General features: G+C 70.6%; 19 protein-coding genes. 7 read left to right on the top strand and 12 right to left on the bottom strand.

Going from position 1 to position 18,778, the window contains the following annotated elements; genetic code table 11:
• Position 1: 1 nt before the first annotated feature.
• The 4 genes from PV646_RS15955 to PV646_RS15940 are packed head-to-tail and all read right to left on the bottom strand — an operon-like array spanning position 2 to position 2,614.
• The gene (locus PV646_RS15955; RefSeq protein ID WP_500342516.1) at positions 2–304 is read right to left on the bottom strand and encodes a hypothetical protein; all 303 of its coding nucleotides are present in this window, start codon (positions 302–304) and stop codon (positions 2–4) included.
• On the bottom strand, positions 301–1,479 hold the full coding sequence (locus tag PV646_RS15950) for a cation:proton antiporter (protein ID WP_500342515.1): 1,179 nt from the start codon (positions 1,477–1,479) through the stop codon (positions 301–303). Before PV646_RS15950 ends, PV646_RS15955 begins: the two co-directional genes overlap by 4 nt.
• A gap of 4 nt (positions 1,480–1,483) precedes the next feature.
• Positions 1,484–1,957, bottom strand: coding sequence for a cation:proton antiporter regulatory subunit (locus tag PV646_RS15945; RefSeq protein ID WP_500342514.1), 474 nt, complete (start codon positions 1,955–1,957; stop codon positions 1,484–1,486).
• Positions 1,958–1,966: 9 nt separating this feature from the next.
• Positions 1,967–2,614 carry a response regulator gene (locus tag PV646_RS15940; RefSeq protein WP_500342512.1) on the bottom strand — a complete coding sequence of 216 codons (648 nt, stop codon included), beginning with the start codon at positions 2,612–2,614 and terminating at the stop codon, positions 1,967–1,969.
• Between the two features lie 165 nt (positions 2,615–2,779).
• On the opposite strand from PV646_RS15940, the gene PV646_RS15935 reads away from it, so the two are divergent.
• A complete protein-coding gene (locus PV646_RS15935) occupies positions 2,780–3,961 on the top strand; it encodes an RNA-guided endonuclease InsQ/TnpB family protein (RefSeq protein ID WP_500342510.1) in 1,182 nt (393 codons plus the stop codon).
• A 28-nt stretch (positions 3,962–3,989) separates the two neighbouring features.
• Here the strand turns inward: PV646_RS15935 and PV646_RS15930 are convergent, their stop codons facing one another.
• On the bottom strand, positions 3,990–4,940 hold the full coding sequence (locus PV646_RS15930; protein ID WP_500345015.1) for a HAMP domain-containing sensor histidine kinase: 951 nt from the start codon (positions 4,938–4,940) through the stop codon (positions 3,990–3,992).
• Positions 4,941–5,340: 400 nt separating this feature from the next.
• On the opposite strand from PV646_RS15930, the gene PV646_RS15925 reads away from it, so the two are divergent.
• Complete coding sequence (locus PV646_RS15925) at positions 5,341–5,502, top strand: hypothetical protein (RefSeq protein ID WP_500342509.1); 162 nt, start codon at positions 5,341–5,343, stop codon at positions 5,500–5,502.
• On the opposite strand, the gene PV646_RS15920 is transcribed toward PV646_RS15925, so the two are convergent.
• Positions 5,480–6,133: a winged helix-turn-helix transcriptional regulator gene (locus PV646_RS15920; protein ID WP_500342508.1), complete on the bottom strand. Its 654-nt coding sequence runs from the start codon at positions 6,131–6,133 to the stop codon at positions 5,480–5,482. The genes PV646_RS15925 and PV646_RS15920 overlap by 23 nt on opposite strands.
• A 119-nt stretch (positions 6,134–6,252) precedes the next feature.
• On the opposite strand from PV646_RS15920, the gene PV646_RS15915 reads away from it, so the two are divergent.
• Complete coding sequence (locus PV646_RS15915; RefSeq protein WP_500342506.1) at positions 6,253–7,470, top strand: MFS transporter; 1,218 nt, start codon at positions 6,253–6,255, stop codon at positions 7,468–7,470.
• Here the strand turns inward: PV646_RS15915 and PV646_RS15910 are convergent.
• Positions 7,457–8,038 carry a helix-turn-helix domain-containing protein gene (locus PV646_RS15910; RefSeq protein ID WP_500342504.1) on the bottom strand — a complete coding sequence of 194 codons (582 nt, stop codon included), beginning with the start codon at positions 8,036–8,038 and terminating at the stop codon, positions 7,457–7,459. The genes PV646_RS15915 and PV646_RS15910 overlap by 14 nt on opposite strands.
• A 67-nt stretch (positions 8,039–8,105) precedes the next feature.
• On the opposite strand from PV646_RS15910, the gene PV646_RS15905 reads away from it, so the two are divergent.
• Positions 8,106–9,056, top strand: a complete 951-nt coding sequence (locus tag PV646_RS15905; protein WP_500342502.1) for an alpha/beta fold hydrolase — start codon at positions 8,106–8,108, stop codon at positions 9,054–9,056.
• Here the strand turns inward: PV646_RS15905 and PV646_RS15900 are convergent.
• From PV646_RS15900 to PV646_RS15880, 5 genes are all read right to left on the bottom strand, one after another.
• Complete coding sequence (locus PV646_RS15900) at positions 9,046–10,518, bottom strand: amidase (RefSeq protein ID WP_500342501.1); 1,473 nt, start codon at positions 10,516–10,518, stop codon at positions 9,046–9,048. The two genes, PV646_RS15905 and PV646_RS15900, sit on opposite strands and share 11 nt — an antisense overlap.
• Positions 10,519–10,522: 4 nt before the next feature.
• Positions 10,523–11,374 (bottom strand): alpha/beta fold hydrolase, encoded by an 852-nt coding sequence (locus tag PV646_RS15895; RefSeq protein WP_500342500.1) that lies wholly within the window; start codon positions 11,372–11,374, stop codon positions 10,523–10,525.
• 11 nt (positions 11,375–11,385) lie between these two features.
• Positions 11,386–12,777: an amidase gene (locus PV646_RS15890; protein WP_500342498.1), complete on the bottom strand. Its 1,392-nt coding sequence runs from the start codon at positions 12,775–12,777 to the stop codon at positions 11,386–11,388.
• Positions 12,774–13,349, bottom strand: a complete 576-nt coding sequence (locus PV646_RS15885) for a TetR/AcrR family transcriptional regulator (RefSeq protein ID WP_500342497.1) — start codon at positions 13,347–13,349, stop codon at positions 12,774–12,776. Before PV646_RS15885 ends, PV646_RS15890 begins: the two co-directional genes overlap by 4 nt.
• A gap of 195 nt (positions 13,350–13,544) precedes the next feature.
• On the bottom strand, positions 13,545–14,474 hold the full coding sequence (locus PV646_RS15880; RefSeq protein ID WP_500342496.1) for a patatin-like phospholipase family protein: 930 nt from the start codon (positions 14,472–14,474) through the stop codon (positions 13,545–13,547).
• Positions 14,475–14,691: 217 nt separating this feature from the next.
• Here PV646_RS15880 and PV646_RS15875 point away from each other — a divergent pair, with 217 nt between their 5' ends.
• Genes PV646_RS15875 through PV646_RS15865 form a run of 3 tightly spaced genes read left to right on the top strand, consistent with a single transcriptional unit; the run spans position 14,692 to position 18,740 of the window.
• The gene (locus tag PV646_RS15875) at positions 14,692–16,302 is read left to right on the top strand and encodes an ABC-F family ATP-binding cassette domain-containing protein (RefSeq protein WP_500342494.1); all 1,611 of its coding nucleotides are present in this window, start codon (positions 14,692–14,694) and stop codon (positions 16,300–16,302) included.
• The gene (locus tag PV646_RS15870) at positions 16,295–17,887 is read left to right on the top strand and encodes an ABC-F family ATP-binding cassette domain-containing protein (protein WP_500342492.1); all 1,593 of its coding nucleotides are present in this window, start codon (positions 16,295–16,297) and stop codon (positions 17,885–17,887) included. The genes PV646_RS15875 and PV646_RS15870 overlap by 8 nt, the downstream gene beginning before the upstream one ends.
• Before the next feature lie 7 nt (positions 17,888–17,894).
• Positions 17,895–18,740 carry a hypothetical protein gene (locus tag PV646_RS15865; protein ID WP_500342489.1) on the top strand — a complete coding sequence of 282 codons (846 nt, stop codon included), beginning with the start codon at positions 17,895–17,897 and terminating at the stop codon, positions 18,738–18,740.
• Positions 18,741–18,778 lie beyond the last annotated feature (38 nt).

Below are 18,778 nucleotides of genomic sequence, written 5' to 3'. Positions count from 1 at the left end.
GTCAGGGGTGTGTGGAGTCGGATGCCGCCCTGTGCGGCGGTGCCCGGCTCGACCGGTGACCTTCAGTCGCTGTCTCGACGCTCTGGGCGGCGGCCACCACGACCACGGCCCGTCCCCGGGGTGTGCGGGGACCGGTCGCCGCGCCGGCCAACGCCCAGCAGGCGTCCGGAGACCCCGTGGTGTGCACGTGGACGGCCGAGACCGGGGCGTTGAGCCCCGATCCCGGCTGGTCGGCGGTGGTGTCGCGGGTGCTCGTGCCGACGAACGCCAGCAGCAGGGCCAGCAGGAGCGCCGGCCACCTCACTGAGTGACTGCCTGCTTGCGTCGCAGGAAGAACTCGCCGACCGGTTCCACGAAACGCGCCGCGATCGGGCCGATGATCGCCATCAGCAGCACGTACGCGGTGGCGAGCGCGGCCAGTTGCTCGTTGACGTGCCCGGAGGCGACGGCGAGACCGGCGATGACGATCGAGAACTCGCCTCTCGCGACCAGAGCCGCACCCGTTCTGGCCCGGCCCATCAGTCCGATGCCCTGGCGGCGTGCCGCCCACCAGCCCGTCGCCACCTTCGTGGCCGTCGTGATGACGGCCAGCAGCACGGCCATGCCCAGCACCGGCGGGATCGAGCGCGGGTCGGTGTTCAGGCCGAACACCACGAAGAACATCGCGGCGAACAGGTCTCGCAACGGTTCCAGCAGGCGCGTCGCGTTCTCGGCCGTCGAGCCCGAGATCGCGATGCCGAGCAGGAACGCCCCGACCGCGGCGGACACCTGCAGTTCCGAGGCGATGCCGGCGACGAGCAGCGCGGAGCCGAGGAGCTTGAGCAGGAACACCTCGTGGTCGGGGCTGTCCACGATGGCCGAGATGAACCGGCCGTACTTCAGCGCCACCACGAGCACGATGGTGATCGCGAGCAGCGAGATGCCGACGGACGTGAGCCCGCCCCAGAAGCTGACGCCCGCGAGCACGGCGGTGAGCACCGGCAGGTAGACCGCCATCGCCAGGTCCTCGAAGACCAGCACCGAGAGGATCACCGGCGTCTCGCGGTTGCCCAGGCGGCCGAGGTCACCGAGGACCTTGGCGATGATGCCGGACGACGAGATGTACGTGACGCCCGCCATCGCGAGCGCGCCGACCATGCCCCAGCCGAGCATCAGCGCGACGATCGCGCCGGGTGCCGCGTTGAGCACGATGTCGAGGACACCGGCCATCCACGACTTCTTCAGGCCGGTGGTGAGCTCCGATGCCGAGTATTCGAGTCCCAGCAGGAGAAGCAGCAGCACCACGCCGATCTCGCTGGCGAGGTGCGTGAAGTTCTCGATGCCGTGCAACGGGATGAGGCCGCCGGAGCCGAACGCGAGGCCACCGACCAGGTAGAGCGGGATCGGCGAGATGCCGAACTTCCAGGCGACGCGGCCGAGCAGTCCCAGTCCGAAGAAGACCGCGCCCAGTTGGATGAGCGCGATCGTGGTGTCGTGCACTGGTTCAGCCGCCCGTCAGGATGTCCGCGGCGGCATCGAGGCCCTCCGCGGTGCCGACGACGACCGCGAGGTCGCCGTTCTCGAACAGGAAGTCGGGACCGGGTGACGGGTGCGCGTTGCCCGCGCGCACGACCGCGACGATGGACGCGCCGGTGCGGGTGCGCAGCGCCGTGTCGCCGAGCGTGCGCGTCGAGAACGCCGTGACCGGCAGCTGACGGGTCGTGATCCCGGTGATGTCGGCGTGCTGCCGGGCGAGCTTCGAGACGAGCTGCGGCGCCCCGAGCAGCCCGGCCAGCGTGCCCGCCTCCTCCGGCGTGAGCGGGATCGACGCGGCGGTCGTGTCGGGATCGTCCTGTTTGGACATGATCAGCTCGAACTTGCCGTCGCGGTAGGAGATCACGCCGATCCGGCGGCCGGAACGGATGGAGAAGTCCTGCCTGACCCCTATGCCGGGCAGGGGCGTCACTTCGACGTTCACTCGAGTGTCCTAGGGTTCGATGAGCCCGGCGCGGATCGCGTACCGGGTGAGTTCGAGGCGGTCCTTGAGCCCGAGTTTCTGCAGCAGGTTGGCCCGGTGCCGCTCGACGGTCTTGACGCTGATCACGAGCATGTCCGCGATCTCCTTGGAGGAGTGGCCCTCCGCGACCAGCTTGAGGATCTCCTCCTCGCGATCGGTGATCGCCTTGGCCGGGAAGCCACCGCCCTCCTTGGCGCGGTCGAGGTAGTTGCGGATCAGGGAGTTCACCGCGCCGGGGTAGAGGAACGGCTCGCCGCGCATGGCACTGCGGCACGCCTCCACCAGGTCGCGGTCGGCGACGGACTTCAGCACGTACCCGGACGCGCCGGCCTTGAGCGCCTCGAAGAAGTACTGCTCGTTGTCGTACATCGTGAGGATCAGGATGCGGAGGTCCGGTTGCAGCCGGGACAGCTCCCGCGCGGCCTGCAGCCCGGTCAGCCGGGGCATGGCGATGTCGAGGATCGCCAGGTCCGGCTTGTCCTGCTTGGCCCTGCTGATCGCCTCCGCGCCGTCGCCGGCCTCGCCGACGACCTCGAGGTCGGGTTCGTTGTCGAGGATCATCCGAACGCCGCGGCGGACGAGCGCGTGGTCGTCCGCGAGCAGGATGCGCACGGTCATCTGAAGTCCTTCGAGTAGATCCTGTCCTTCAGGGTAGGAAGGAATCGGACCGCTATGGAGCAGAGCGGGTAGAAGTAGTTGTTTTGTTGCCTGAGCGAAGCTGTGCGTCACCAGCTGCATTCTGTTCCACAGTGGACTGATAGTTTGTGTGCTGTGTGTGGGCAGGTGAGGCGGGCGTTCAAGTTTCGCTTCTATCCAACTGAAGCACAGGCTGTGGAGTTGTCGCGCACGTTCGGTTGTGTCCGCACGGTGTACAACCTGGCGTTGCAGGCTCGCTCCGAAGCGTGGGCGCAGCGTCGGGAACGGGTTGGCTACGAGGCCACGTCGACGTTGCTGACCGCCTGGAAGCGCACCGAGGAGTTGGCGTTTCTGTGCGAGGTGTCGTCGGTGCCGTTGCAGCAGGCGTTGCGGCATCTGCAAGCGGGGTTCGGCAACTTCTGGGCGAAGCGTGCCCGCTACCCTAGGTTCAAGTCGCGGAAGAAGTCGCGCGCTTCGGCGGAGTACACACGCTCGGCGTTCCGCTGGCGTGATGGGACGCTGACACTCGCGAAGATGGCCGAGCCGCTGGACATCCGCTGGTCGAGGTCGTTGCCCGAAGGGGCGAGGCCCTCGACGGTGACCGTGTCGCGGGATGCGGCAGGGCGTTGGTTCGTGTCCCTGCTGTGCAAGGACCCGAGCGCGACATCGATGCCCGCCAGCGATGCGGTGGTGGGCATCGATGTCGGTCTCGACCACCTGCTGGTGCTGTCGACCGGGGAGAAGATCGGCAATCCCCGGCACGAACGCCATGACCGGGAACGCTTGGTCAAGGCACAGCGGGCCCTGTGCCGCAAGCAGAAGGGCAGCAACAACCGGGCCAAGGCTCGCGTCAAGGTCGCCCGCGTGCACGCCCGGATCACCGACCGGCGCACCGATTTCCTGCACAAGGTCACCACTCGGCTCGTGCGTGAGAACCAAACGCTCGTGATCGAGGATCTGGCCGTGTCGAACATGGTCGGCAACCGTCGCCTGGCTCGTGCGATCAGCGATGCGGGCTGGCGGCAGTTCCGGCAATTTCTGGAGTACAAGGCGGCCTGGTACGGGCGGGACGTGGTCGTAGTGGATCGCTGGTTCCCGTCGTCCAAGCTGTGCTCCGCATGCGGCACGATCGCAGCAGCGATGCCGTTGCACGTGCGCACGTGGACCTGTGGCTGTGGAGCGCCCCATGACCGGGACGTGAACGCGGCACGCAACATTCTGGCCGCCGGGCTGGCGGTGTCGGTCTGTGGAGTCGATGTAAGACCTCAACGGAACCCTCCGGGCGGGCAGTCGGTGACGAAGCAGAAAACCCTGCGGCGCGAGCCGTAGGAATCTCCCTCGTTTACGAGGGGAGAAGTCAATCGCTCTCCCCCTTCGCCTTGACGGTCAGTCTGACCTCGGTGCCGGTCGTCGTCGGACCCACTGCGAGGTCGGCCCCGACCAGCAGCGCGCGTTCCCGCATCCCCCGGATGCCCGCGCCCTCCTGGCTGTCGCCGATCCCCCGGCCGTTGTCGCGCAGTCGTAGCTCCACTTCGGACGTTCTGGACGTCAGGCTGAGTTCGATCTCGTCGGCGTTCGCGTGCCGGACGGTGTTGGTGAGCCCTTCCTGCGCGACGCGGTAGACGACCAGTTCGGTCTCGGCGTCCAGCGCGGGCAGGTTCTTGTCGAACTTGCGCTTGATCGTGAGCCCGGCCGGTTCGCCGATCTCCCTGGTGAGCGCCTTGAGCGCGCTGACCAGCCCCAGCTCTTCGAGCACCCCGGGCCGGAGCCTGCGCGCGATCCGGCGGATCTCGTCCAGCGTGCTGCGCGTGGTCTCCTGCACCTGGTGCAGTTCCTCGCGGGTCTCCTGCGGCGACTGGTCCGCAACCCGCTTGAGACTGAGCAACACCGCCGTCAGCGACTGCCCGACCTCGTCGTGCAACTCCTGCGCCACCCGCCGCCGCTCCGACTCCTGAGCGGACAGCGCGATGGCCGAGCTGTACCCGCGCTCGGTCTCGAGCCGGTCGATCATGCTGTTGAACGTGGTGATCAGCTCGGCGATCTCCCCGTGCCCGGTGGCCTGCAGGCGCGGCCCGGGCTTGAGCAGGTCGATGGTGGTCATGGCCCGCGTCAGCCTGCCCAGCGGCGCCAGCCCCACCCGGATGAGCACGGCGTTGGCGATCAGCATCACCACCAGCCCGGCAGCCAGCACCACGACCTCGCGCAACGGCGCCGGCGTCGACACCGTCGCGGGCCCGAACACGAGCAACATGGCCGCGATGACCAGGACCAGGGCGTTGAGCAGGAAGATCCGCCCGAACAACGACACGCGCGCCGCCTCTCCGTGATCACTTCCCGCCACGCCTGCGAGGCTGACGGGCGAGGGCGCCACGTGTCCATCCGTGGCAACACCCATGTTCGCGGGGTTGGGGTGGGTGTGCCGGTCGGCGGGGTGCGGGAGGGGCCGGGGTGGGGATGGTCACGCCGGGTGGAGTGACGTGGGTCTCCGGGGCGGTGGCGGGTGGCGGGTGCCGGGGCGGTGGCGGGTGCCGGGGCAGCGGCGAGTGGCGTGGCGGTGGCCCAGGGCGTGCGGAGGTAGGGCTGACACTCACGACCGGCGCACATCAGCGGCCGGACCCCGCCCACGTTGGGTGCCGTGACGGATCGCCAACCCGGACAAAGCGGACGCACGATGGAGTCTGACGCCCTCGACCCCCAGGAGGCGCCCGATGACCCCCACGCCCACCCGCCGCCGCACCCGCACGTGGCCGTTCCACCTGGTCGCGCTGACCCTGGTAGCCGCCGGGCTGCTGATCCCGCACGCCCTGCTGATCGCCGCCGGCCTGATCCTGTCGGGCGCGGTCGAGCTCAGCCCACGCGTGGAACGGTGAACACCCGCAGGAACGTGCCGAGCAGCTTCCGGTCGCCGCTCAGTTCGACCTCGCCGTCCCGCATCGCCCCGACGATCGCGCGGTAGGACGACAGCACGCCGTCCTCCAGTGACACGGTGACGGTCAGGTCGGGCCCGGCCGGGGCGGGGCCGAGGCCCGTGAGCAGCGAACCGTCGTCCAGCACCGCGTGCACCACCACGTCGCGCACGTGGATCTCCCACGACGCCGTCATGCCGACCGCTTCCAAAGGCTGGAAGACGGCGCGCAGGTTCAGCACCATGCCTTCCGGCGTGACCACGTCGCCCTCCTGCGGTTCGCCCAGTTGTGTCGCGCCCCAGCGGGCCAGCGACAGCAGGGCCGGCTCCAGCGACTGACCCACCGGGGTCAGGGCGTAGACGACGCCGCGCGCGGGCGCGGGGGCCACCTGGCGTTCGACGATGCCTGCCTGTTCCAGCTCCTTGAGGCGGGTGGCCAGGACGTTCGTCGGGATGCCCGCCAGGCCCGTCTGCAGCTCCGTGTAGCGGCGCGGCCGGACGATGAGGTTGCGGACGATCAGCAACGCCCAGCGCTCGCCGACCAGTTCCAGTGCGCGGGCGAGGCCGCAGTACTGGCCGAAGTCACGTCGCTTCATGCCCAAACCATAACAAGCTTGCACAAAGCTAGCCAACTACGTGACTAGAAGCTCACTTGCAAAAACGAAGTGAGCGGGTTTACGGTCGTCGCACCAACCCCGAACCTGAAGGAAGTGCGATGACCGCACTGCTCGAACGCACCGACACGGCCGTGCGCAGGCCGTTGCTGTCACGCGGTGTCGGTTTCGCGGGCATCTCGGCCGCGATGGTCGTGATCCTCGTGGCGGCCGGCGCGCCGACTCCGTTGCTGCCGATCTACCAGCACCAATGGGGGTTCGCGCCGTGGGTGCTGACCCTCGCGTTCGGCATCTACGCGTTCTCGTTGCTCATCGCGATCCTGGTGATCGGGTCGCTGTCCGACTACGTGGGACGGCGGCCGCTCATGATCGCGGCGCTGGCCGTCGACCTCGTCGCGATGGTGATGTTCCTGTTCGCGCCGAGCATCGGCTGGGTCATCGCCGCACGGGTCGTGCAGGGTGTTGCGACCGGTGCGGCTTCCAGTGCGCTCAGTGCGGCGGTTGTCGAGCTTGCGCCTGAGAAGTTCAAGAAGCTCGGCGCGCAGATGACGAGCATGGCGCCGCTGGGCGGGCTGGCGATCGGTGCGCTCTTCGCGGGGCTGCTGGCCGAGTTCGCGACCGACGCGGCGTTCGAGGTGTGGCTGGTGCTCGCCGTCGTCATGGCGGCCGGGACGCTCTTCGCCGTCTTCACGCCGGAGACCGCCACGCGCAAGCCGGGTGCGGTGGCGTCGCTGAATCCCCGCATCTCACTTCCGGCGCAGGTGCGCAGGCTCTACTGGACCTCGGTCCCCGGCATCGTCGGCGGGTTCATGACCATGACGGCGTTCATGGGGCTCGTTCCCGCGCTGCTCGTCGCGGTGTTCGCCGTGAAGAGCCCGATCATCGGTTCACTGCTGGCCTTCGTCGCGCTCGGAGCGTCCACCGTGGCCTCCGCGTTCACGAGCAGCGTCAAGGCTCCGGCGCTGAGGCTCGGTGGCACGGTCGCGATGGTCGTCGGCGCGGTCCTCTTCATCGGCAGCATCGGCGCCACCTCGCTGCCGTTGCTGTGGGCGGCCGCGATCGTCGGCGGTGGCGGGATCGGCGCCTCGTTCGCCGGGACCACCCGCGGGCTCGTGCCCGAGGTCGCCCCGCACGAACGCGCCGGGTTGTTCACCGCGATCTTCTTCGTCGGTTACCTCGCGATGGGCAGCGCGGCGATCGTCGCGGGGGTGTTCATCGGTGTCGTCGGCGCGGTGACGATGGCGATCGGGTACGGAGTCGTCGTCGCGGTCGTGGCGCTCGCCGGCGTGGTCGGCACGGTGCGCCTCAACCGGAGGTGATCCGGTCGGCGTGGACGTGCGTGCGCACCCCCTGGGGGTCGAACAGGATCAGCAGTTCGACCGCGCCGCCGTCCGCGCTGCCCAGCCAGTGCGGCTTCGCGGTGTCGAACTCCGCGGCCTCGCCGGGCGGCAACGTCAGGTCGAGGTCGTCCAGCACCAGCCGCAACCGTCCGTTGAGGACGTAGAGCCACTCGAAGCCGTCGTGCGTCTTCAAGGCCGGCGACAAAGGTTCGGGCACCGCCGGGATGAGCATCTTGAACGACTGCACCCCGCCAGGCCTGCGCGACAACGGAACGAACGTCATGCCGTACTTGTGGATCGGCTTGAGGTGGATGCGCGGATCACCGGTCCGCGGGGCGCCGACGAGGTCGTCCAGCGGCACGTCGTAGACGCGTGACAACGGCAGCAGCAACTCCAGGGTGGCCCGGCGCTGCCCGCTCTCCAGCCGGGACAGGGTGCTCTCGGAGATCCCGGTGGTCGTCGCGAGGTCGGCGAGCGTGATGCCGCGATGCCGGCGCATCGCCCGCAGCCGCGCGCCCACGCCGTCGAGGACGTCTTCGGTGTTCACGAGGCTGAGCTTGCCACACTGGCAAGTTTTCGTGCCACAAACAGCAACCACGTTCCACGCTGACGGCATGGAACGCCTAGTGCTCGCCGTCCTGCTCCTGATCACCGCCTGCTCCACCGCGGAAACCCCGTCGCACGCCACCGTCACCGAGAACGACCCGGTGTTCCAGCAGACCTTCCGGCACGAGTTCACCGACGTCGACGGTCTGCGGATGCACTACGTGAAGGGCGGCACCGGCAGCCCCGTCGTGCTGATCCACGGCTGGCCGCAGACCTGGTACGGCTGGTGGCCGATCATGCCCGCCCTCGCCGAACGCCACACCGTCTACGCGCTCGACCTGCCCGGCCTCGGCGACAGCACCGGCACGCCGAAGAGCTACGACAAGGCCACGCTCGCCCGGCACGTCCACGCGCTGACCGGCAAACTCGGCCTGCGGAACCCCTCCGTCATCGGCCACGACCTCGGCGCCGCCGTCGCGTTCCAGTACGCCAGCCAGTTCCCCGGCGACACCGCTCGCCTGGGCTACCTCGACCTGCCGCTTCCCGGCCCGGCGATCGACGCGCGCACGTACCGCGGCCTGAGCTGGCACATCGCGTTCCACACGCAGCCCCAGGTCCCCGAGACCGTCGTCCAGAACGACGTCCGCGACTACCTCGAGCTCTTCTACCCGCAGGTCTCCTACCAGGGCAGCGCTTTCGGCGGCACGTCGACCACGTCTCCGTTCGACGACAAGGAGATCGACGAGTACGCGCGCACCTACAGCCGAACCTTGAAGAACGGCTTCGAGCTCTACCGCGCCCTCGACCAGGACGTCCGCGACACCGAGGCCGCCCAGCCCGTCCAGGCCCCGACCCTGGTCATGGCCGCGGAAGGCCAGGCCGAGGCGATCAAGGGCACGGCGGCCCTGCGGATGACGAACATCGTGCGCTCGCTCGACGTCCCGAACGCGGGACATTGGCTGGTCGAGGAGAACCCGGAGTTCGTCACCGCCGAACTGCTGCGCTTCCTCAGCTCATGACCGGGAACCGGTCGGCCCACGGCAGCGCCTCTTCCAGCTGCGCCGCCAGCTTGATCAGCACCGCCTCCCCCGCCAGCGGCGCCACGAACTGGACGCCGAGCGGCAGCCCGTCCGCCGTCCAGTGCAGCGGCAGCGAGAGCGCGGGCCGGCCGGTGATGTTCGCGAGCTGCGTGTACGGCACCCAGCCGAGGTTGTCGGTGATCATGTCGTCGACGATCTTCGTGTGCTTGAGGAACCGGGCCGTGCCGGTCTTGAGCAGCGCGTCGGTCGCCCGTTGCAGCGGCACCGGCAGGTCGAACTGGCCGACCTTCGGCGGCGGGGTCGCGAGCGTCGGCGTCAGCAGCAGGTCGTAGGACTCGAAGTACGTGCTGAGGCGGCGGGTGTGCTCGTGCCGCCGCTGCACCGCGTCCACGTAGTCGACGCTGCTCGTGGCCCGTCCCAGCGCGGCCATGAGCAGCGTGTCGCGTTCGAACGCGACGTCCGGCGCCCCGGTCAGGCGCTTCGCGTCGGCGACCTTCCACGCGAGGTTCACGAACCACGTCAGCAGGAAGTCCTTGGCCAGCACCGCGTCGTCGAACGGCGCCTGCGGCAGTTCCTCGACGTGGTGGCCCAGCTCGGTGAGCACGCGGACGGCGGACGCGACGGCCGCGACCGCCTCGGGGTGCGGGTTCGGGTTGATCGCCGACGGCACCCGCACGCCGATCCGCAGCTTGCCGGGCTCCTGGCCGACGTAGGAGGCGAACGGCTCCGGGGGTAGCGCGGGCGAGTACGGCCCGGCGGGCTCACCACCGCAGATGACGTCGAGCATCGCGGCCGTGTCGCGGACCGTGCGCGAGACGACGCCCTGCACCGCCGCGCCGTGCATCATCTCGGCGGTCTCCGGCCCGAACGGCGTGAGGCCACGCCCCGGCTTCAGCCCGACGAGCCCGCAGCACGCGGCGGGGATCCGGGTCGAGCCACCGCCGTCGTTGGCGCCCGCGCACGGCACGATCCCGGCGGCGACCGCGGCGGCCGACCCGCCCGACGACCCGCCGGGAGTCCGCTCCAGGTCCCACGGGTTGCGCGCGGGACCCCACGTGACCGACTCGCTGATCGCCTTCGCGCCGAACTCCGGCAGGTTCGTCTTGCCGAAGATCACCAGGCCAGCGTCGATCCAGCGCTGCACGACCGTCGAATGAGCGGCGACCTTCAACGCCTTCAGCGAGTTCGACCCGTTCGAGGTCGGCAGGCCCGCGTAGTCCTGGCCCAGGTCCTTGATCAGGAACGGCACGCCGGCGAACGGACCGGTGAGGTCGTCCGACGGTTCCGCGGGCACGTCCCGGACGATCGCGTTCAGTCGCGGGTTCACCTCGGCGGCACGATCCCGTGCCACCGCGAGGAGTTCAGCCGCGGACACCTGCTTGTCCGCGACGAGCCGGGCCAGCCCGGTGGCGTCGTACTTCCGGTACTCGTCGAAGTCCACGCGCTCAAGGTAGCTGCTCGGCCACCCCGAAGACGGTTTCCCGCACCACCGCCGGTGTTTCCTGGGGGATGAGGTGCCCCGCGTCCTCGACGACGATCATCCTGCCCCGCGGGGCGGCGTCCATCAGGGCGGCCGCGCACTGGTTGAACAGCGGGCGCCACTTCGCCATGCCCCGCTCGACCACCCCCGCCTGCAGGCAGACCGTCGGCACGTCCGGGGTGCCCTTCTCCTGCACGCGGCGCAGGACGGGCAGCGCGGACGCGATCTGCGCGGCCTCCCTGCTGCCCGCCTTCATCGCCCGCGCGGTGGCGTAGTCGCGCGTCATGGCCTCCACGTCGGCCGCGGAGATCTCCGGCGAGACGCCGTTGCGGAACGTCTGCCGCTGGATCAGCCCCTTGCCGCCCACCCGCGCCAGCAACGCCATGAAACCGAAGAACCGCGCCGCGACCTTCGCGTTGCGCGTCGACATGATCTCGGCGAGCGTCGCGTCCACGAACACCATCCCGGCCACGCGTTCCGGGAACCGGTCGGCGAACACCCGGATGATCGGGCCGCCCCAGCTGTGCCCGACGAGCAGCACCGGTGCGGTCTCGCCGAGGGCGTCGAGCAACGCCGTCAGGTCGTCCACGATCCGGTCGAGCGTGCGGTCGTGCGGGTCGACGTCACTGCCGCCGTACCCCGCTCGGTCGTAGGACAGCGTGCGGTACCGGGCGCTCACCTCGCGCTGGGTGTGGATCCAGGACGAACCGGGTGCGCTCATCCCGGCCTCGAAGACGACCAGCGGTCCGGGCCCCTCCCCCGCCACGACCGCGCGGATCGCCCGCCCGTCCGGCAGGGTGACGCTCTTCTCGTGCATCGTGACGCCTTTCACCGGTGCCAGCTCGGAGGGTGGAGCTCGTCCCACAGCGCCGCGCTTTCCAGCTGTGCGGCGAGAGCGAGCAGTTCGGCGTCCCGGCGGTTGCGGCCGACGAGGTGCACGCCGTGCGGCAGCCCTTCGGCGTCCACGTGCGACGGGAGCGAGATCGCGGGCACACCGGCGAGGTTCGCCCATGGCGTGTAGCAGGACCACTTCAGCATCAGGTCGGCCTCGTCGCCGGTGTAATAGCCGATCGGAACGGGCGCACCGTTCGTCGTGGGCGTGAGCACGACGTCATAGTCGTCGACCGCGGCCAGGAACGCGCTGGCGTAGCGGGCGAGCAGGGTCTGGGCGGAGACGATGTCGTTGGCGGACAACGTTTCGTCGACGTCGAGGAGGAGGCGGGAGTACGGCCGCAGCAGGTGGGTTCGTTCCGGCGGCACCACCAGGCGGGCAACCGCGCCCACCTGGTAGGCGAACCAGACCAGGACTGCGCGGCTCACGGGCTCGTCCCAGCGCGCGGGCAGCGGGATCTCCCGCACCTCGTGACCGAGGCCGGTGAGCACCTCCGCGGTCCGCCGCACGGCCAGTTCCGCCTGGGGATGGGCACTCTCGCCAGTGCCGGGGTCAGTCCACATCGCGACCTTGAGCCGGCGCTGCAACACCGAGCGGAAGCCACCCTCGTGACGCCACCCGTACAGGTCACCCGGCGCGGGCGACGCCATCACGTCCAGCAGCAACGCCGCGTCCTCGACCGTGCGCGCGATCGGACCCTCGGTGCTCGCGAGGAGGAACGACGTGGCGGGCGCCGAGCTCACCAGGCCGCGGCTCGGCTTCATCCCGACCAGGTGGCAGGTGGCCGCGGGCGTGCGGATCGAGCCCGCGCCGTCGCTGGCGTGCGCCACCGGCAGCAGTCCCGCCGCGACCGCCGTGGCCGCGCCACCGCTGGATCCGCTCGAATAACGCGTTGGGGCGTAAGGGGTAACGGCCGGATTCGGGGTGACGTCGTTCTCGGTGTAACAGCTCGCGCCGAACTCCGACGTGTTCGTCTTGCCCAGCACGACCACCCCGGCCCGCCGCAGCAGCCCGACCGTCCACGAGTCCTCCACCGGCACGTACTCCGTCAGCGCTGCCGACCCGAAAGTCGTGCGGATCCCCGCCGTGGCGGCGAGGTCCTTGATGCCCAGCGGCAATCCGAGCAGCGCGGCCTCATCCCCCTGCGCCAACCGCTCGTCCGCGCGGTCTGCTTCCTCCAGCGCCTTCTCGTTGAGCGTGACGAACGCGCCGAGATCCGCGTGCCGTTCGATTCGAGCGAGGTAGTGCTCGGTCAGTTCGCGGGAGCTGATCTCCTTGGCGCGCAAGGCGGACAGCTGTTGCGCGGCCGTGAGTTCGTGCGGGCTCATGGTTTCACCGAGGCCCCGGTCAGCAGGCGGTGCACCGACCACGTGACCACGTCGAGTTCGTCGGACGTCAGCGGCGTGCCACCGAACATCCGCCGGTGCATCAGCGGGCCTTCGAGCAGGTTGCCGACGAACGGCAGCTCCGGCACCTCGGCGATCTCCCCACGCCGCACAGCGCGTGCGATCGCGTCGACCAGCGGCTGCGACCGCCGCGAGACCAGCGCGCGGAACGTCCGCTCGGCCTCGCCGTCCCCGCGCAGATCCGCGAGGAAGCCGACCAGGCCGTCGTTCCAGGGCTCGTTCCAGGCCCCGGCCAGGTCCTCCGCGAACGCCCTGAGGTCGCCGTGCAGCGTGCCGGTGTCCGGGTCCGGCACGGGCGGCAGGTACGCGTCGAGCACGTCCGCGACCAGCCGCACCTTGCTGCGCCAGCGCCGGTACACGTCGGTCCGGTGCGCCCCCGCCTGGGCCGCGACCTGCGTCAGCGTCAGCGCGTCGTAGCCGTGCGAGGTCAGCAGCGACCACGCGGTCGCCAGCAGCCGCTGTTCGAGCTCGGGATCCCGCGGTCGCCCCGCCACCGGCAGCCCTCCAATTCGCAACAGGTTGTTGCGATACCGTAGAGCGGGCGGCGGGCCCGCACAAGGGTGGTCGGCGGCGTGGCTCGCGGGCGGCGGGCCCGCACGTGGGCAGTCAGCGACGTGACTCGCGGCCGCCATGCCCACACGTGGGCGGTCGGCGGCGTGCTCGCGGCCGGCCTGTCCGCACGCAGGCGGTTAGCGGCTCATCTCGACGGCGGCCAGGTCGCGCATCGCCGCCGCCACCCCCACGTCCAGCGCGTCCTGCATGACCTGCGGGCGCCGTTCCGTCCGCCCGATCACCGCGCTCCCGAGCGGCGGCCTGATCTGCAGGCACGCCGGATGCGTGGCGAGCAGTTCCTCGTCCTGCGCCCGGATCTCCTCGCGGCGCAACCAGTTCGCCACGACTCCGGGCGCGTGCCGGGCGAACCAGCGCGACAGCACGAAGCGCTCGCTGCGGGACGGCGGCATGCCCTGGGACTCGTCCTCGCGCCGCGTGCGCAGGGCGACGACGTGGGTGGCGCCCTGCGAGACCGCCGTGCCGACGGGGATCGTCTCGCTCAGCCCGGCGTCGACGTACGGGCGTCCGTCGATCATCACCGGGTCGCCCGCGAGGAACGGCATGGCGGCCGAGGCCCGCAACGCGGTCTGCAGGCTCAGCTGGTCGCGGATGTGCGCGTGCAGGTCGACCGCATCACCGGTGAGGCCGTCCGTGGCCATCGGGTGGAACTCGACGGGGTTGTCGAGGATCTCCTGGAACCCCATCGGGTGGACCTCGGTGTAGATGGTGTGGACGAGGTGCCGGGTGTCCACGACCGGGCGACGGCTGAAGGCGCGGCGCGGGTTGATCGTCGTGCGCATGACGGCCGGGTCCCACCACGCGTGTTTGCTGCGGTCGGCACGGCCGCAGAGCAGCCAGGCCGCGTTCAGCGAGCCCGCCGAGCTGCCGTAGACGGCGTCGAACAGGGGCAGCAGCCCGAGGCGTTCGATCGCGACGGTCATGCCGCTGGAGTAGACACCGCGTGAGCTCCCGCCTTCGACGAGCAGGACCAGGCGAGAGTCGTCCTTCCGTTGCCCTGGAACGCTTTGGTGCTGCCTGCGCTCGCGCAGCAAGTCGAGAACGGTCATGCCGAAACCCTATCTGCGCGGTTCCCGCGGCGCTGCTACTGTGGATGGCGAGATCAACCGTCTCCTCTAGGAGTTCGACGTGCTGGTGGGTGAAGACGACATCTCAGGGTGAGCCCTGGATGTGCCAGGCCATCGATCGCTGGTGGCCATCTCGTCGTCCCCTTTTCCGCACGCGCGGTCGTGCCGCGCGCAGCACATCTTTCGAGGTCTCACACCCATGTCCGACGCATTCATCGTCGTGTCCTCCCTGTCCTTCTCGTGGCCGGACGACACCCCTGTGTTCGACGGCCTGTCCGTCTCGGTGCCCGGCGGGCGCACCGGTCTCGTCGCCCCGAACGGCGCCGGGAAGTCGACGCTGCTCAAACTCGTGGCGGGAACTTTGGCGCCATCCGAGGGCACCGTGTCCGTCGAGGGGGTCCTCGGCTACCTCCCGCAGGACCTGCCGCTCACCGCCGGGCTGACCGTGGCCGAGGTGCTCGGCGTCGCGGACGTGCTGCGCGCCATCGCGGCCGTCGAGTCCGGTGACGTCGGCGAGGAGCACTTCACCACCATCGGCACCGACTGGGACCTGGAGGAACGCACGCGCGCCCAGCTCGACCGGCTCGGGCTCGGCGACCTCGCGCTCGACCGGGTGCTCGGCACGCTGAGCGGCGGGCAGGTCATCTCGCTCGGGCTCGCGGCGCAGTTGCTGAAGCAGCCGGACGTGCTGCTGCTCGACGAACCGACCAACAACCTCGACCTGGACGCCCGGTACCGGCTCTACGACGTGCTCGACGACTGGCGCGGGTGCCTGCTCGTGGTGAGCCACGACCGGGCGTTGCTCGACCGGATGGACCGGATCGCGGAGCTCGACGGCGGGGAGGTCCGCTTCTACGGCGGGAACTTCTCCGAGTACGAGGTGGCCGTGGCCGCCGAGCGCGAGGTGGCGGAGAAGAACGTCCGCAGCGCCGAGCAGGAGGTCAAACGCGAGAAGCGGGAGATGCAGCAGGCCCGCGAACGTGCCGCGCGCCGGGCGTCCAACGCGCAGCGCAACCTCTCGAACGCGGGGCTGCCCCGCATCTTCGCGGGCAACATGAAGCGGAGCGCGGAGGTGTCGGCGGCCAAGGCGGACGGCACGCACGCGGCCCGCCTCGGCGCGGCCCGGTCGAAGCTCGACCAGGCCGAGCGGGCGGTGAAGGACGAGCAGAAGATCAGCCTGGAGCTGCCGCAGACGGCGGTGCCCGCCGGACGGACGTTGTTCCTCGGCTCGGACATCCGCGTGCGCGAATTGTTCTCGGGCCTGGACTTCGCGATCCGGGGCCCGGAACGGATCGCGCTGGCCGCACCGAACGGCGCGGGCAAGTCGACGCTGCTGCGGGTGGTCCACGGTTCCCTCACGCCGGACAGCGGTGACGTGAAACGGGCCGACGGCCGGGTCGCGTACCTGTCGCAACGGCTGGACCTGCTCGACGACTCCCGCACGGTGGCGGAGAACCTGGAGGCGTTCGCCCCGGCGATGCCCCCGGCCGAGCGGATGAACCTGCTGGCGCGCTTCCTGTTCCGCGGTGCCCGCGCGCACCTGCCGGTCGGGGTGCTCTCCGGTGGCGAACGGCTGCGGGCGACGCTGGCCTGCGTCCTGTTCGCCGAGCCCGCGCCGCAACTGCTCCTGCTCGACGAACCGACGAACAACCTCGACCTGGTCAGCGCCGGGCAGCTGGAGAGCGCGCTCAACACGTACCGGGGCGCGTTCGTCGTCGTCAGCCACGACGAGCGGTTCCTGAGCGAGGTGAGGATCGACCGCCGGCTGCGCCTCGAGGGCGGCAGGCTGCTGGAGGCCTCGCATGGCTGAGGCACTGGTCGCCACCGAGCTGGTGCGCGGGTTCGGCGGCAGGCGGGTGCTCGACGGGGTGTCGCTGACCGCGGCACCCGGCCGGCGGATCGGGCTGATCGGCGAGAACGGCGCGGGCAAGTCGACGTTGCTGCGCCTGCTCGCGGGCGTCGACCAGCCCGACGGCGGTGTGGTCACGCGCCCGCACGACCTCGGGTTCCTGCACCAGGAGATGCCGTTCCCGGACTCGGCGACCGTCTCGGACGTGGTGGACGACGCCCTGTCCGAGGCACGCGCCGACCTGGCCGAGCTGGAACGGCTGGGCGCGCTGGTCGCGGACCCGGCGTACCTGGAGGAGTACTCGGAACGCCTGGAACTGGCCCAGCTGCACGAGGCCTGGGACGCGGACCGCCGGGCCGGGATCGTCCTCGGTGGACTCGGGCTCGGCGAGGTGACCCTGGACCGCACGCTCGGGTCGTTGTCCGGTGGTGAGCGGCGCCGCCTCGACCTGGCCGCGCTGGTGATCCGGCGGCCGGCCGCGTTGCTGCTCGACGAACCGACCAACCACCTCGACGACGACGCCGCGGCGTTCCTGGAGGAGCAGCTGCGGTCGCTGCCCGGTGTCGTGGTGCTGGCGAGCCACGACAGGGCGTTCCTCGACGCGGTGTGCACCGACCTGGTCGACCTCGACGAGACGGTGGACGGGCCGGTGCGGTTCGGCGGCACGTACAGCGAGTACCTGCGGCAGAAGCGCGCCGACCGCGACCGCTGGGAACGCCGGTACGCCGAGGAACAGGAGGAGTTGTCCCAGGTGCGCGAGTCGCTCGGACTCATCGCGGGACAGGTCGCGCCGAACCGGACCATGCGCGACAGCGACAAGATGGGTTACGGCGTGCGCGCGAACCGCGTGCAGAGCCAGATCTCCCGCCGCGTCCGCAACGCCACCCGGCGCCTCGAGGAGCTGGAACGCCACGCCGTGCCCGCTCCCCCGCGCCCGCTGCGGTTCGAACCCGACGTCGTGGCGGTGCAGGCAGAGGACCTGGTGTCGTTGCGGAAGGTCCGGGTGCCCGGACGGCTCGCGCTCGACCTCCTCGACGTCCGTGACGGCGACCGGCTGCTCGTGACCGGCCCGAACGGCGCGGGCAAGTCGACGTTGCTGCTCGTGCTGGCCGGGATGCTGGAGGCCGCGGGTGTGCGGCGGCAACCCGGCGTTCGCATCGGACTTCTCGACCAGGACACGTCGTTCGCGAACCCCCGCCTCACCCCGCGAGGCACCTACGGCCGCGCGCTCGGCGCCGAACGGGTCGCCCAGGTGCCGCTGGAATCGTTGGGGCTGCTGCACAAGTGGGACCTGGGCAAGCCCGTCGGCACGTTGTCCGTGGGCCAGCGACGCCGTCTCGCGCTGGCGTTGCTGGTGGCCGACCCACCGCACCTGCTGCTGCTCGACGAGCCGACCAACCACCTGTCGCCGACGCTGTGCGACGAGCTGGAGGACGCGCTGGGGCCGGGGCCGGGCGCGATCGTGGTCGCGAGCCACGACCGATGGCTGCGTCGGCGGTGGCGGGGCGCCGAGATCGGGCTAACTCGCTGGACCGGCGCCGGATGATGGTCCGGTGGTGGTGTTCGAGTGCGTGGCGTGCGGTGCGACGCTGACTGATGCGCTGAGGCAGGTCGACCGGCCCGACCACGAGCACTACGAGTGGGCGAACAGCACCGAGTTCACGCCGTCACTCCTGCCGCCGGGCACCTATGCCGCGCAGGGCGACTTCCTCGTCGGCCCCGGTGACGCGCGTGGCCTGTCCTGGATGGACGAACACCCGGAGGGCTGGTGCTGCGGGGTGGACGGACCTGACCCGAATCTCGCCTGCGCGTGCGGGCAGCCCGTCGCCACGCGGGTGGACGACTGTTCACGGTGGCAGGTGGTGCGGTTCGCGCCTGGTGCCGTGCGGGCGGGCGGCGAGCCGGAACCGGTGCGGCCGTGGGAGGCGTTCGACTGGGACGAAGTGCCGCTGACCGAGAGCGAGCTGTGGTGGCCCCGCCGCGTGGGGATCGCCGCCGGGGTCGCTCTCGCCGGGGTGCTGCTCGCGGCGGAGGACGCGCGTGTGGTCGCCGCGGCCGGGCCGGTCGCCGACCTGTTCCAGAGCCATCTCGACGCGCGGACGCCGGGCGGACCTCCCAGAACCCTGGCTCTCGCCGGGCCGGGTCTGACCGCCAGGGCCGACCTCCTGCTGGTGCCCCGGCATCCGCAGACCGGCGAGGCCTGGCCGGTGCCCGGGACGGCCGTGCCGATCTCGGCGGAGCTGTGGCGGTGGCTCGCGAACGACGTACCGGCGCCTCTGCCGAGGACGGGCGGCCAGTGGGAGCCCTACTTCCGCCACGACCCGCTGCCGAGCCGTCCGAAAGAACTGTGGCTCGACACCGGTGCCGCGCGGCGGGAGATGTCGAAACGACGGGCCTAGCTTCGACGCAGGTGTGGAAGGACGACCACACACCACGG

The sequence above is a fragment of the Streptomyces sp. ID05-26A genome (genome assembly GCF_033794685.1).
Lineage (GTDB): Bacteria > Actinomycetota > Actinomycetes > Mycobacteriales > Pseudonocardiaceae > Lentzea.
This window is presented reverse-complemented; position numbering and strand designations above follow the sequence as displayed.

What these genes read in the sequence shown, in the direction of transcription:
- PV646_RS15940 (WP_500342512.1), bottom strand. Translation starts at nt 2,614, where the DNA reads ATGACCGTGCGCATCCTGCTCGCGGACGACCACGCGCTCGTCCGCCGC.
- PV646_RS15925 (WP_500342509.1), top strand. Translation starts at nt 5,341, where the DNA reads ATGACCCCCACGCCCACCCGCCGCCGCACCCGCACGTGGCCGTTCCAC.
- PV646_RS15920 (WP_500342508.1), bottom strand. Translation starts at nt 6,133, where the DNA reads ATGAAGCGACGTGACTTCGGCCAGTACTGCGGCCTCGCCCGCGCACTG.
- PV646_RS15915 (WP_500342506.1), top strand. Translation starts at nt 6,253, where the DNA reads ATGACCGCACTGCTCGAACGCACCGACACGGCCGTGCGCAGGCCGTTG.
- PV646_RS15905 (WP_500342502.1), top strand. Translation starts at nt 8,106, where the DNA reads ATGGAACGCCTAGTGCTCGCCGTCCTGCTCCTGATCACCGCCTGCTCC.
- PV646_RS15895 (WP_500342500.1), bottom strand. Translation starts at nt 11,374, where the DNA reads ATGCACGAGAAGAGCGTCACCCTGCCGGACGGGCGGGCGATCCGCGCG.
- PV646_RS15890 (WP_500342498.1), bottom strand. Translation starts at nt 12,777, where the DNA reads ATGAGCCCGCACGAACTCACGGCCGCGCAACAGCTGTCCGCCTTGCGC.
- PV646_RS15880 (WP_500342496.1), bottom strand. Translation starts at nt 14,474, where the DNA reads ATGACCGTTCTCGACTTGCTGCGCGAGCGCAGGCAGCACCAAAGCGTT.
- PV646_RS15875 (WP_500342494.1), top strand. Translation starts at nt 14,692, where the DNA reads ATGTCCGACGCATTCATCGTCGTGTCCTCCCTGTCCTTCTCGTGGCCG.
- PV646_RS15870 (WP_500342492.1), top strand. Translation starts at nt 16,295, where the DNA reads ATGGCTGAGGCACTGGTCGCCACCGAGCTGGTGCGCGGGTTCGGCGGC.